The following is a 13374-nucleotide window of genomic DNA, read 5'->3' on the forward strand; positions in this document are numbered from 1 at the left end:
GCCGGCGCATGGACGACGATTGGGAGTTCGAGACACCCGCAAAGGTCAAGCCGCAACGGCGGTCACGACCCTCTCTGACGATCATGGGCGCCGCGGCCGTCGTCATCGTCGCGGTCGTCGCCGTGGCCGCATACCTCGCCTTGGCGCGAACGTCGTCGGGCAGCGCGTCGTCCACTCAGACCACGACACCGAGCGCTGCGCCGCCCACGTCTGGCGCGGTCGTGCTGCCGTTCACCCTCGCGGATCCCGAAGGGGTGGAAGTAGATAACGCCGGCAACGTGTATGTCGCCGACTCCGGCGGCAACCGGGTGCTCGAGTTGCGGGCCGGCACGAACACGCCAATCGAGTTGCCGTTCACCGGCCTGGACCGTCCGGCCGGCCTGGCCACGAACCACAACGGTGATCTTTATGTCGTCGACGAATACCACAAGCGGGTGCTGGAACTTCCCGCCGGCTCCAAGACCCAGATCGAACTTCCGTTCACCGGCCTGACCGAGCCCCACGGTGTGACGGCGGACAGCGTCGGCAATGTCTACGTCGCCGACTTCAAGAACAACCAGGTACTCGAAATGCCGGTCGGCTCAACGGTTCAGGTTCCGGTTCCGTTCACCGGACTCAACCAGCCGTACGATCTCGCAGTGGACAGCAGCGACGGCATCTACGTCGCCGACGCCGGCAACAACCGGGTGCAGAAGCTGCCCGCGGGCTCGACCACCCCGGAGATTCTCCCATTCACCGGCCTGAACTTCCCGAACAGCGTGGCGATCGACCGCAGCAACAGCGTCTACGTCACCGACTTGAACAACAATCGGGTGCTGCGATTGACGGCGGGCTCGAACACGGTGGCGGTGTTGCCTTTCGGCGATCTCTTCGCGCCCTATGGGATCGCGGTCGGGCCGCAGGATGACGTGTATGTGGTTGACTTCCGCAACCGGGTGCTGAAGTTGCCGGCCGGATATCAGCCGACGGAACTTTCGCATTGATCCCGACGGTCTAGATCGGCTCCAGCCCGGTGAGATGCCGCTGCGCGAGGTCGCGGTAGGCCTGCGGGTTCAGGTTGATCCACATCTCGGCACCCGTCCCGGCGATCGGGCCCTTGATTTGAGCCGGCGCTCCGACCACCAGCACGCCGGCCGGAATCTGCGTGCCGGCGGTCACCAGAGAATGCGCTGCGACCAAGCTGCGCGCACCGATCACCGCCCCGTCCAGAACGGTGGCGTGGTTGGCGATCATTGCCTCAGAACCCACGTGAACGCCGTGAATGACACACATATGGGCCACCGTCGCGCCCGGTCCGATGTCGACGGGGATGCCAGGCGGCGCGTGCAACACCGATCCGTCCTGCACATTGGCGCCTTCTCGCACGACGATCGGCCCATAGTCGCCGCGCAGTACGGCGTTGAACCAGACCGACGCCCCGGCCTCGACCGTGACGTCGCCGATCAGGGTCGCGGTCGGCGCCACGAAAGCTGTCGGATCGATCCGGGGCGCCCGACCCTCGAAAGCAAACAGTGGCATCGTCTAGATATACCCCAAGCGTGAAACGCCCCCGGGACAACGCAGCTAGGCCCGCTGTCGTTGCGCGTCCGTGGCAGAAAACTGTAACGTGTTCTAGTTAGAGGGCAACATAGCTGGAGGTGACAGGTGAGTACCGACACTAAAGCGGTCGGCATCCGGGAAATCGATCCCGGCGCGTTGCCGACCCGGTACGCCCGAGGCTGGCACTGCCTGGGCGTCGCAAAGGACTTCCAGGACGGCAAGCCGCACTCGATTGAGGCCTTCGGCACCAAGCTGGTGGCCTTCGCGGACTCGCAGGGCGACATCAAGGTGCTCGACGGCTACTGCCGCCACATGGGCGGAGACCTGTCCGAGGGCACCATCAAGGGTGACGAGGTCGCGTGCCCGTTCCACGACTGGCGATGGGGCGGCGATGGCCGCTGCAAGCTGGTGCCGTACGCCAAGCGCACGCCCAAGACCGCACGCACCCGTTCCTGGACGACCGACGTGCGCGGCGGCCTGCTGTTCGTGTGGCACGACCACGAGAACAACCCGCCCGACCCCGCTGTGCGCATTCCGGATATCCCGGAGTCCCACAGTGACGAGTGGACCGAGTGGCGCTGGAACAGCATCCTCATCGAGGGGTCCAACTGCCGCGACATCATCGACAACGTCACCGATATGGCGCACTTCTTCTACATCCACTTCGGGTTGCCGACGTACTTCAAGAACGTCTTCGAGGGCCACATCGCCTCGCAGTACCTGCACAACGTGGGCCGCCCGGACGTCAGCGATCTGGGCACCTCCTACGGCGAGGCACACCTGGACTCCGAGGCTTCCTACTTCGGCCCTTCGTTCATGATCAACTGGCTGCACAACAGCTATGGCGGTTACAAGGCCGAATCGATCCTGATCAACTGCCACTACCCGGTGACCCAGAACTCGTTCGTGCTGCAGTGGGGCGTCATCGTCGAAAAGCCCAAGGGCATGGACGAAAAGATGACCGAGAAGCTGTCCAGGGTCTTCACCGAAGGTGTCAGCAAGGGCTTTTTGCAGGACGTCGAGATCTGGAAGCACAAGACGAGGATCGACAACCCGCTGCTGGTTGAGGAAGACGGCGCCGTGTACCAGCTGCGTCGCTGGTATCAGCAGTTCTATGTCGATGCCGCCGACGTCGAACCGGAAATGGTGGAGCGCTTCGAGATCGAGGTCGACACCACCCGCGCCATCGAACACTGGAACGTCGAGGTTGCCGAGAACCTCAAGGCACAGGATGCCGAAGCCGCTGCGGCCGAAGAAGTTCCAGCCGAACAGCACTGACGACATGGGTGACGATCAGCCGGCGGTTCCCGACGTCGATCGGCTCGCCCGGTCAATGCTGTTGCTGCATGGCGACGGCCATGACCACGAGGACAAACCCGGGCACAACGGTGGGTCTGGATCATGGTCGAAGTCAAGGGATTTCGCCAACGACCCGAAGCGAGCGGCTGCGGTCCGCGAGGCCAGCCTGGCCGACCGGCAGCGCTACCTGACGTCAGGTCTGCAGCCGGTCGATTGCCGCTTCTGCCATGTCACGGTGACTGTGCGCAGGATGGGGCCGGGACATACCGCGGTGCAATGGAATACCGATGCGTCTCAGCGCTGCGCCTATTTCACCGAGGTGCGGGAATCCGGCGGTGATCCGGCACGAACCAGGTCCTGCCCTCGCCTGTCCGACAGCATCGAACACGCGGTGGCCGAGGGCTATCTGGAGCGTCCAGAAGAAGACTGATTCGAGGGTTGACGGCCGCGCGGCCGACTGGCCACGCCGACCGCTCCGGGGAGGAATTGGCGTTGTGCCCGCCTACGAGCGACAAATCGCCGAGGCCGTCGGCACTGTCGCTCAGAGGCGGGCAAATCGTGTACCGCCCGGGCTCTGCCGATCACAGCCCGGCGAAGCGCTCCTTGACTTCGTCGGCAGTGAGCCCGTAGTCGGCCAGCGAGTACTTGTGCTTCGGGGCCCGCGCACCGGTCTGACTCTCGGCGTGGCTGTCCTCCATTGCCTTTCGCGCCTCGTCGGTCAGGTTCAGGCCGAAGTGGCGGTACACCGTGGCGACCGTCCCGAGCGGATCTGCGATCAAGTCGCGGTAGTCGACGTCGCAGAATTGGGCGGGATCGTACTTGGCGCGTGCGGTGTTGAACAACTGCAGACCGCGCGACCAGGTTTCCATTGCGTCAGCACCGATCTGGGCGCCCGAGAAGGTCGTCGACCATCCCTCGGCGGTGTGCTGTGCTAACGAGCACATCGACCCCATGATCGTCTCGACCGGCCGGTGCGTCTGGATCACCAAGGCGTCCGGATAGGTCGTCATCAACGCGTCCAGCGCAAACAGATGACTGGGATTCTTGAGCACCCAACGCTTTTCGATGTCATTCAGCCCGATCAGCTGAAGGTTGCGGCGGTGCCGCTGGTATGACGGCGTCCAGTCCTGTTGTGACAGCCACTGCGAGTAGGTGGGTAGGTGCGACAGCGTCTCGTAGGACACCGAATGCAGCGACTGCCGCAGCAGCTGCCAGCACTCCTCGAGCTCATAGGCGGCCATGAAATGCAGACCGGTGTATTCCGGATTCTCCGCGTGAGCCTTCTCGAACTGCGCGTTCAGCGAGCTGTACCACGGGTTGGCATCCCACTCGTCGCGCGGCGGACGCGGTTGCGGGAACTCGGCCAGCCACAGGTGCAGTCCCTGATGCACGGGATCGGCTCCGAGCAGGCGGTGCAAGATCGTGGTGCCGGTGCGCGGCAGGCCGGTGACGAAGATCGGCCGCTCGATGGTGACGTCTGCGTGCTGCGGATACTGCTTCCAGGCCGATTCGGAGAACAGCCTGGACACCAACGCACCGCGCAAGAAGAATCGGTTCATCTTGCTGCCCAACGGGGTTAGGCCGGCATCACGTCGATATGACTCCAGCAGCACCTCGAGGGCTTCGCGGTAGTTGTCGTCGTCAACGCCGAAGTCGTCAAGCCCGACCAGCTTGGTTGCCGACGCGTGCATGTCCTCGACGGTGCCGACGTCGGTACGCTCTGCCATTAGGTGTGGTACTCCCCGCAGTTGACATCCAATGTCTGCCCGGTGATGCCGCTGGACAGATCGCTGGCCATGAACAGAATTGCCGAGGCGACCTCGTCCTCGGTAGGCAGTCGCTTCAAGTCGGAGTTCGCCGCAGTGGCCTGGTAGATCTCCTCGGCCGTGGTGCCATATTTGCCGGCCTGGTGGTTGAAGTAGGCCTGCAACGTGTCGCCCCAGATATAACCGGGCGCAACGGAATTGACGCGGATTCCCTTGTCGCCGAGCTCGGTGGCCAGCGACTGCGACATGGACAGCAGCGCAGACTTGGCCATCTTGTACGCGCCGTACTTGGCCTGCGAGTGCCGCAGCACCATCGAGTTGACGTTGACGATCGAGCCCTTGGAGGCTTCCAGCGCCGGAGTATAAGCCTGGATCAGCCGCAACGCCCCGAGCGCGCTGAGTTCGATCGCGTCACGGATATGCTGAAATGTGGTGCCCGCCAACGGCTTCATCGAAGGCACCCGGAACGCGTTGTTGATCAGCACGTCGACCTTGCCGTAGGTCGCCATCGTCTGTTCGACCAGGTTGTTCACCTGATCGTCGTCGGTGATGTCCGTCGACACCGCCAGCGCCTGGTGACCGGCGTCCTTGAGTTGCTGGGCGACCTCTTCGAGCCGCTCGGCGGTGCGTGCCGCCAGCACCAGATCGGCCCCGTCGCGCGCACATCGATGCGCCAGCGTGGTACCGAGGCCCGGTCCGACGCCGCTGATGACGACTACTTTCTTCTTGAGCATCCCGGACATCGTCACCCCAGCATTCTTGCTTGAATTTGTTGCTGGCGCAGCGCAATTCGTGCACGCCAGTCATCCTCGGAAATCTTGTTGTGGTCGAAATACGGCAGCTTGCTCGCCACCGCGTCCAGGCCGACCAGCTCCACAGTCGGCCCGTCGGCATCAGTCAGCTCCCGTGACACTCGCTGCCAACGGAATTGCAGGTACCCGCGCCGGTGCCCCAGAGTCTCGACCCAGTTGGTCACACCCGGGTTGCCGTCGGCGACGACAATGCGGACCTTGCCATCCGGATCTGCCTGTGCCTGAGTGTTGTTCAGCGAGGTCTGGTGGTTGATGTAGTCCAGCGAGATGTACCACAGGCTGCCGAGCTGGAAGCCGAGGTAGGGCGCATCGCTCACCGGAATGGTGATGATCAGCGCCTGGTCGGGCCGCAGATCCCAGTGCCCGACCGACGAATACTGGGTGGCCAGTCCGCCCGGGGTCAGCCGCGGCGCCACCATGGTGTTGACCGGGAGATTGTCATAGAACCACTGCGGAAATTGCAGCCAGGTCTTCACCCGCTGCACCAGCTGCTTTCCGGCTGTGGCGTAACGCTTTTCGATCAGCTCGCGGGTCAGCGGCGGCGGGGCGGTACCGGCGGTGTCCAGCCGGGCAATGGCCAAGGTGCCGCGCTGAGCTGACCAGTCGCCGTAGACCTCACGCATCACCAACTGCCCATTGCTGGTGGGTCGCACCCGCCACTCGAAGGTGCCGTCGGCGGCGATCTCCAGTTCGCGGTCATCGAACGCGGCCTGGCTGGCGGGCACGTTGTCGTCGGTGTACTCACCGCCGAGCAGCTGGAAGCTCAAGTCGGTGGTGGTACCGCGGACACCGGTGACGACGTAGTCGTGGTTGGCGTGCACGCGGGTGCCGAAATACAGAGTGTCGGGATTGTCCAGACCCATCTTGGTGAATGGCCCGGTGCCCGATTGCAGGAAGGGATGGTCGCGATCGTAGTCGACGGCCATATGGATGCACGCCGAGATACCGCCGGCCAGGTACTGCATCCCTTCGAGCAGGTCGGCTTCGGTCTCGATGAAGGGCGCGGCGGCTACCAGCTTCTCGGCTTCGGCGATCGCGTCAGTAAGGGGATTAGAGAACACGCCTAGACGCTAGAACGTGTTCTACTTTTTCGTCAATGGCGAACATTCCCGCGTGTCGTCGCCGGGGTTTGCCGACTTGACAGACTAAGCCGATCCGCGCGCTACGAGGTGCACTGCTGGGACAGGTTGATCAGCCGCTGGCGGACATCCGGATGCCGATTCAGGTAGTCGATCACGTTGGGGCCGCCGCCCTCGGCCTGAGACTTGGCGGACAGCGTCGCCTTCACGTCGGGATGCCGCGACAGGTACGCATCGATGGATTGGCCCACGGTCTGGTTGCAGGGATCCGCGCTTGCGACCGGCAGTGCGATCACGGTGGCAGCGGTTGCGGTGAGTAGCCCCCCGGCGATCAGGCCGTACAGTCCGCGGCGACCCATGCCGCTTGTGGTGAATGTCGTCCTCATGCGCGTCACGCTACGCGCGACAACTGTGCCCGGGCTGTGCCCCGACTGTGTTTGAGAGCAACGTGTGCCCTGCTCGAATGCAGTGTTGTTAGTGCGTGACCGCGGTGCCGTTTTCGCGTTCGCGTTTGATTTCCAGCGCGATGTCGATGAGTTGGTCTTCTTGGCCGCCGATGAGTTTGCGTTGGCCGGCGCGGTGCAGGAGTTCGTGGGCGGGGACGCCGTAGCGTTCGCCTTGGCGGACGGCGTGTTTGAGGAAGCTGGAGTAGACCCCGGAGTAGCCCATGATCAGTGCGTTGCGGTCCAGCAGGCATTCGGCGGGCATGGCCGGGCGTACCACGTCTTCGGCGGCGTCGGCGATGTCGAAGAAGTCGATGCCGGTCTTGACGCCGATCTTGTCGAACACCCCGATCAGGGCCTCCACGGGCGCGTTGCCCGCACCGGCGCCGAAGCGGCGCACGCTGCCGTCGATCTGCTTGGCTCCCGCGCGCACGGCTTCCACCGAGTTGGCCACGCCGAGCCCGAGGTTCTCGTGCCCGTGGAAGCCGACCTGGGCGTCGTCGCCGAGTTCGGCGACCAGCGCTGACACCCGCTCGGCGACACCGTCGAGGACCAGGGCGCCGGCGGAGTCGACGACGTAGACGCATTGGCAGCCGGCGTCGGCCATGATGCGGGCTTGGGCGGCCAGTTTCTCCGGGGTGATGGTGTGGGCCATCATCAGAAACCCGACGGTTTCCAGGCCGAGTTCGCGGGCCAGCCCGAAGTGCTGGATCGACACGTCGGCCTCGGTGCAGTGGGTGGCGATGCGGCAGATCGACCCGCCGTTGTTCTGCGCCTCCTTGATGTCCTCTTTGGTGCCCACCCCCGGCAGCATCAAGAACGCGATCTTGGCGTCGGTGGCCGTCTCGGCGGCCAGCTTGATCAGTTCTTGTTCGGGGGTTTTGGAGAAGCCGTAGTTGAACGACGAGCCGCCCAGCCCGTCGCCGTGGGTCACCTCGATCACCGGCACCCCGGCCGCGTCCAGGGCCGCCACGATCGCCTGGACTTCATCGGTGCTGAACTGGTGGCGTTTGTGGTGGGAGCCGTCGCGCAGCGAGGTGTCGGTCATCCGCACGTCCCACACCGGGTTGAAGAAGACTTCACTCATGGCGCCACTCCTTCGCATCGCTGCGCTCTGCATCGTCGACGGCGCGGGTACTCATGCCTGCGCTCCTGTGACCGCCAGCGTTTCCTTGGCGATCTCTTCGCCGACCTTGGTGGCCGCCGCGGTCATGATGTCGAGATTGCCGGCATACGGCGGCAGATAATCACCGGCACCCTCGACCTCGACGAACGTCGTGACCACGTGGTGGCCACCGTTGACCACCGACGGCTCGTCGAACTGCGGCTCGTTGAGCAACCGGTATCCGGGCACGTAGGTTTGCACCTCGGCGACCACGTCCTTGATGGACTGGGCGATCGCGTCGCGGTCGGCGTCGGCAGGGATCGCGCAGAAGATGGTGTCGCGCATGATCATCGGCGGATCGGCCGGGTTCAAGATGATGATCGCCTTGCCCCGCGCGGCTCCACCGATGGTCTGCACGCCCTTGCTGGTGGTCTTGGTGAACTCGTCGATGTTGGCCCGAGTGCCCGGCCCCGCCGACACCGACGACACCGACGCGACGATCTCGGCGTAGGGCACCGCCACCACGCGGCTGACCGCGTACACGATCGGGATGGTGGCCTGCCCGCCACAGGTGATCATGTTGACATTCGGGGCGTCCAGGTGCTGGCGCAGGTTCGCCGGCGGAATCACCGCCGGACCCACCGCGGCCGGCGTCAAATCAATGGCCCGGATCCCGGCGGCCTCGTATTTCGGCGCCGCGTCCCGGTGCACATAGGCGCTGGTGGCCTCGAACACCAGGTCGGGTTTCTCCGACTGCGCCAGCAGCCAGTCCACCCCCTCATGGGTGGTCTCCAAACCCAGCGTGCGGGCCCGCGCCAGGCCCTCGCTGTGCGGGTCGATGCCCACCATCCAGCGCGGTTCCAGCCAGTCGGACCGCAGGAGCTTATAAAGCAGATCGGTGCTGATATTTCCCGACCCGACAATCGCCACACTCGCCTTTGACGGCATGATGCTGCCTTTCGCTGCTCTTTCAGGCGTTAAATCAACTGATTCAAAACTAATCCGAGCCTATTCGAACGACAAATGGACCGAACCCAGGCCCGTGAATTCGGCGACGAAGTCGTCACCGGGGCGGGCATCGATCGCCTTGGTGCAAGAACCCGGAAGCACGACGTCACCTTGACGCAGCCGTACCCCAAAGCTTTCCACCTTGCGGGCCAGCCATGCCACCGCCGTCACCGGATTGCCCAGCACGGCATCGCTGCGGCCCTCGGCGATCACCTCACCATTGCGGGTCAGCACCGCATCGATCGCCGTGACGTCGATGTCCGCGGGTGACACCCGGGCCTTGCCCAGCACGTAACCGGCCGAGGAGGCGTTGTCGGCGATGGTGTCACACAACGCGATCTTCCAGTCGGTGATCCGGGTATCGATCAACTCGATCGAGGGCACCAGGGCTTCGGTGGCCGCCAGCACATCCTCCTCAGTGCACCCGGCGCCCGGCAGGTCGGCAGCCAGGATGAAACCGACTTCCACCTCGACTCGCGGGTAGAGGAAGCGGTCCGCCTTGACCGGGACGTCCTCAAACACCTGCATCTCGTCGAGCAGGTGACCGTAGTCCGGCTCGTCGACGCCCATCATCTGCTGCATCGCTTTGCTGGACAGGCCGACTTTGTGGCCCAGCACCCGCGCACCCTCAGCAACCCGCTGGCGGATATTGATCAGCTGGATCTCGTAGGCGTCGACGACGTCGATATCCGGGTGCGCGGACGTTAACGGAGCGATCGGTTCACGGCTGCGCTCGGCCTGCGCCAGGTCGGCCGCCAGCTCGTCGCGGGTCGCAACACTGAGCATTTACCGAAGTCCCCTCGTCCGTTTGACCGGGCCGGTAGCGGCCAGCCCGGGCAATTCTATAACGTGTTCTACATGACAGCGCAGGAGTACGACGTCGTCGTGGTCGGAAGCGGCGGAGCCGGCATGGTGGCTGCCCTCGCCGCCGCGCACCGAGGCCTTTCGACATTAGTCATCGAGAAGGCCCCGCATTTCGGCGGCTCCACCGCACGCTCAGGGGGCGGCGTCTGGATCCCGAACAACGAGGTCCTCAAGCGCGACGGCGTCCGTGACACGCCCGAGGCCGCCCGCACCTACCTACACGGAATCGTCGGCAAAGTGGTCGAGCCGGAGCGGATCGACACCTACCTGCAGCGCGGTCCCGAGATGCTGTCGTTCGTGCTCAAGAACACGCCGCTGAAGATGTGTTGGGTGCCGAAGTACTCGGACTACTACCCCGAGGCGCCCGGCGGCCGGGCGGAGGGGCGCTCGATCGAGCCCAAGCCGTTCGACGCGCGCAAGCTCGGTGAAGACGAAGCCGGGCTCGAGCCTGCTTATGGCAAGGTGCCCCTCAATGTGGTTGTGATGCAGCAGGATTACGTGCGGCTGAACATGCTGAAGCGACACCCGCGGGGGGTGCTGCGTAGCTTGAAGGTCGGGGCGCGCACCATGTGGGCGAAGTCGACCGGTAAGAACCTGGTCGGTATGGGCCGTGCCCTGATCGCCCCGTTGCGGATCGGGTTGCAGCGCGCCGGGGTTCCGGTGCAGCTGAATACCGCTTTGACCGATCTGTACGTCGAGGACGGCGTGGTGCGCGGAGTGTATGTACGCGCCACCGGTTCGGCGGAATCCGCTGATCCGCAGCTGATCCGGGCCCGGCGCGGCGTGATCCTGGCCAGCGGCGGCTTCGAGCACAACGAGCAGATGCGGGTGAAGTACCAGCGCGCGCCGATCACTACCGAGTGGACGGTCGGGGCCAAGGCCAACACCGGTGACGGCATCATCGCGGGCGAAAAGCTCGGCGCCGCACTGGATATCATGGAAGACGCCTGGTGGGGGCCCACGGTTCCGCTGGTGGGCGCGCCGTGGTTCGCGTTGTCGGAGCGCAACTCGCCGGGGTCGATCATCGTCAACATGTCCGGCAAGCGGTTCATGAACGAGTCGATGCCCTACGTCGAGGCCTGCCACCACATGTACGGCGGCGAATTCGGCCAGGGCCCCGGGCCGGGCGAGAACATTCCCGCGTGGCTGGTGTTCGACCAGCAGTACCGGGACCGCTACATCTTCGCGGGACTGCAGCCCGGACAGCGCATTCCGACTAAGTGGATGGAATCCGGCGTCATCATCAAGGCCGACACACTCGAAGAGCTGGCCGAGAAGGCGGGCTTACCCGTCGCCGCGTTCACCGCGACCGTGGCGCGGTTCAACGGCTTTGCCCGCTCCGGAGTCGACGAGGACTTCCACCGTGGTGAGAGCGCCTATGACAAGTACTACGGCGACCCCACCAACAAGCCCAACCCCAACCTCGGCGAGCTGACCCACGCGCCGTATTACGCCGCCAAGATGGTGCCCGGCGATCTGGGCACCAAGGGCGGCATCCGCACCGATGTTCACGGCCGCGCGCTGCGCGACGACGGCAGCATCATCGATGGCCTCTACGCCGCGGGCAACGTCAGCGCACCGGTCATGGGGCACACCTATCCGGGTCCGGGCGGCACCATCGGGCCGGCGATGACCTTCGGGTACCTCGCCGCGCTGCACATCGCAGGAGAGAACTGACATGCCGATCGACGTGGACGTCGCGCTGGCCGCCGAGCTGGAGCCGCTCGAATTCTCTTGGTCCAGTAGCGATATTCAGCTGTATCACCTGGGGCTGGGCGCGGGCGCCGATCCGATGGATCCACGCGAGCTGCGCTACCTGGTCGACGACACCCCGCAGGTCCTGCCGACGTTCGGCAATGTCGCGGCGTCGTTCCACATGACCAAGCCGCCGACGGTGCAGTTCCCCGGCATCGACATAGAGCTGAGCAAGGTGCTGCACGCCAGCGAGCGCATCGAGGTGCCCGGGCCGCTGCCGCCGTCGGGTTCGGCCACGGCCGTCACCCGGTTCACCGATATCTGGGACAAGGGCAAGGCCGCGGTGATCTGGAGCGAGACGACGGCGACCGCGCCCGACGGCACCGTGCTGTGGACGCAGCGGCGGTCGATCTTCGCCCGCGGTGAAGGTGGATTCGGTGGCGAGCGCGGGCCGTCGTCGTCGGACGGCGCGCCCGATCGGGCTCCGGACCTCGAGGTGGACTTGGCGATCCTGCCGCAGCAGGCGCTGCTGTACCGGCTGTGCGGCGACCGTAATCCGCTGCATTCTGACCCCGAATTCGCTGCTGCCGCAGGCTTTCCCCAGCCGATCCTGCATGGCCTGTGCACCTACGGCATGACCTGCAAGGCCATCACCGACGCATTGCTGGACGGCGACGCTGGTGCAGTGGCCGCGTACGGTGCGCGCTTTGCCGGTGTCGCGTTCCCGGGCGAGACGCTCAAGGTCGGCATCTGGAAAGACGACGGCCGTTTCGTGGCCAGCGTGGTCGCGCCGGCCCGCGAGAACGCCGTGGTGCTGTCCGGCGTCGAGCTCCTCCCGGCGTAATTGCGTTTGCTGCCTTTCGGCCGAGCGCCCCGCTAGCCGGGCCTGAGAGTTCGTGCCCCCGGCTAGCGGGGGACTCGGTCGGCACGCGCGGCACGAACCCTGCGAACGATGTCGCCAGGCCGGTCCCCCGCGACTATTCGGACGACAATCCAGCCGAGCCGCTCGAGCGTTTCCAGTCGCCGGATGTCCCAGCTGTATTGCCTTCGATCGCTGCGGTGCTGATCGCCGTCGTACTCCACGGCGACTTTCAACTCTTCCCACCCCATGTCCAAATACGCGAAGGCACTGCCACATTCGTCTAACACCGGAATCTGCGTTTGCGGCCGCGGCAAGCCGGCCTCGATCAGCACGATGCGAAGCCACGACTCCTTCGGGGACTGTGCCCCGCCATCGAAGAGATCCGCCGCCCGTCGTGCTCGCGCGATGCCCCGGCGTCCCCCGTACCTGCGGGCCAGCAGCTCTACGTCAGCCGCCTTGATTTCCGTCGCTCCAGCCAACGCGTCTATACCCGCCACGGCGGTCGTGGTTGGATACCAGCAACCGAGGTCCAGCGCTGTTCTCGTCGGGGATGTCACCGCGAGGCCGTCGATCATTTCGATTTCGTCCGCCTCGACAACGTCTCTGTGCAGCTGTATCCCCGCCGGGCAATGGTGGTTGTCATGGATCAGCTCCACGGCTCGTCTGTCATCGACCCACTTGCTCCCGTGCAACGCGGCCGCCGAGAACCCCGCTACAACTCCCCGACGTCCGGTCCACAACCACCCGGCCTCGGCGCGGACCGCTACGGTGATGTCGGCGTCGCGATCGATGTAGACGCCTCGAAAGAGCCGTAAGTAGCGCGTCTCCAACTGGCTCTTGCTCAGCAATCCAGCCGCAACGGCTTCGCTCCCGATAAACGGCCCACCCACAAGCGCAGAGTC

14 protein-coding genes are annotated in these 13374 nt (G+C 64.9%); 5 read left to right on the top strand and 9 right to left on the bottom strand.

Going from position 1 to position 13374, the window contains the following annotated elements:
* Positions 1–8 precede the first annotated feature (8 nt).
* Entirely contained in the window at positions 9–983 is a 975-nt protein-coding gene (locus AC5Y5O_RS18015) for an NHL repeat-containing protein (protein WP_207768608.1), read from the top strand.
* A gap of 10 nt (positions 984–993) precedes the next feature.
* Here the strand turns inward: AC5Y5O_RS18015 and AC5Y5O_RS18020 are convergent, their stop codons facing one another.
* A complete protein-coding gene (locus AC5Y5O_RS18020) occupies positions 994–1518 on the bottom strand; it encodes a gamma carbonic anhydrase family protein (protein ID WP_096290274.1) in 525 nt (174 codons plus the stop codon).
* Between the two features lie 126 nt (positions 1519–1644).
* On the opposite strand from AC5Y5O_RS18020, the gene AC5Y5O_RS18025 reads away from it, so the two are divergent.
* Together AC5Y5O_RS18025 and AC5Y5O_RS18030 are read left to right on the top strand one after the other, a co-directional pair.
* The gene (locus AC5Y5O_RS18025; protein ID WP_096290275.1) at positions 1645–2817 is read left to right on the top strand and encodes a 3-ketosteroid-9-alpha-monooxygenase, oxygenase component; all 1173 of its coding nucleotides are present in this window, start codon (positions 1645–1647) and stop codon (positions 2815–2817) included.
* A 4-nt stretch (positions 2818–2821) separates the two neighbouring features.
* The gene (locus tag AC5Y5O_RS18030) at positions 2822–3268 is read left to right on the top strand and encodes a hypothetical protein (RefSeq protein ID WP_096291392.1); all 447 of its coding nucleotides are present in this window, start codon (positions 2822–2824) and stop codon (positions 3266–3268) included.
* Between the two features lie 151 nt (positions 3269–3419).
* Here AC5Y5O_RS18030 and AC5Y5O_RS18035 read toward each other — a convergent pair whose 3' ends face one another.
* From AC5Y5O_RS18035 to AC5Y5O_RS18065, 7 genes are all read right to left on the bottom strand, one after another.
* A complete protein-coding gene (locus AC5Y5O_RS18035) occupies positions 3420–4565 on the bottom strand; it encodes a sulfotransferase family protein (RefSeq protein ID WP_096290276.1) in 1146 nt (381 codons plus the stop codon).
* Positions 4565–5347: an SDR family oxidoreductase gene (locus tag AC5Y5O_RS18040; RefSeq protein WP_096290277.1), complete on the bottom strand. Its 783-nt coding sequence runs from the start codon at positions 5345–5347 to the stop codon at positions 4565–4567. Before AC5Y5O_RS18040 ends, AC5Y5O_RS18035 begins: the two co-directional genes overlap by 1 nt.
* A gap of 2 nt (positions 5348–5349) precedes the next feature.
* The gene (locus AC5Y5O_RS18045; RefSeq protein ID WP_500026330.1) at positions 5350–6477 is read right to left on the bottom strand and encodes a hypothetical protein; all 1128 of its coding nucleotides are present in this window, start codon (positions 6475–6477) and stop codon (positions 5350–5352) included.
* 101 nt (positions 6478–6578) lie between these two features.
* On the bottom strand, positions 6579–6881 hold the full coding sequence (locus tag AC5Y5O_RS18050; RefSeq protein WP_096290279.1) for a hypothetical protein: 303 nt from the start codon (positions 6879–6881) through the stop codon (positions 6579–6581).
* 88 nt (positions 6882–6969) lie between these two features.
* On the bottom strand, positions 6970–8025 hold the full coding sequence (gene dmpG, locus AC5Y5O_RS18055) for a 4-hydroxy-2-oxovalerate aldolase (protein ID WP_500026333.1): 1056 nt from the start codon (positions 8023–8025) through the stop codon (positions 6970–6972).
* A gap of 51 nt (positions 8026–8076) precedes the next feature.
* Positions 8077–8991, bottom strand: coding sequence for an acetaldehyde dehydrogenase (acetylating) (locus AC5Y5O_RS18060; RefSeq protein WP_096290281.1), 915 nt, complete (start codon positions 8989–8991; stop codon positions 8077–8079).
* A gap of 60 nt (positions 8992–9051) precedes the next feature.
* On the bottom strand, positions 9052–9837 hold the full coding sequence (locus tag AC5Y5O_RS18065; protein WP_500026336.1) for a 2-keto-4-pentenoate hydratase: 786 nt from the start codon (positions 9835–9837) through the stop codon (positions 9052–9054).
* Positions 9838–9909: 72 nt separating this feature from the next.
* Between AC5Y5O_RS18065 and kstD the strand changes: the two genes are divergently transcribed.
* Positions 9910–11592, top strand: a complete 1683-nt coding sequence (kstD, locus tag AC5Y5O_RS18070) for a 3-oxosteroid 1-dehydrogenase (protein WP_096291393.1) — start codon at positions 9910–9912, stop codon at positions 11590–11592.
* 1 nt (position 11593) lies between these two features.
* A complete protein-coding gene (gene chsH3, locus AC5Y5O_RS18075; protein ID WP_096290283.1) occupies positions 11594–12454 on the top strand; it encodes an enoyl-CoA hydratase ChsH3 in 861 nt (286 codons plus the stop codon).
* Positions 12455–12516: 62 nt separating this feature from the next.
* On the opposite strand, the gene AC5Y5O_RS18080 is transcribed toward chsH3, so the two are convergent.
* Positions 12517–13362 (bottom strand): type IV toxin-antitoxin system AbiEi family antitoxin, encoded by an 846-nt coding sequence (locus AC5Y5O_RS18080; RefSeq protein ID WP_500026340.1) that lies wholly within the window; start codon positions 13360–13362, stop codon positions 12517–12519.
* Between the last annotated feature and the right edge of the window lie 12 nt (positions 13363–13374).

The sequence above is a fragment of the Mycobacterium sp. NGS40 genome (assembly GCF_059812735.1).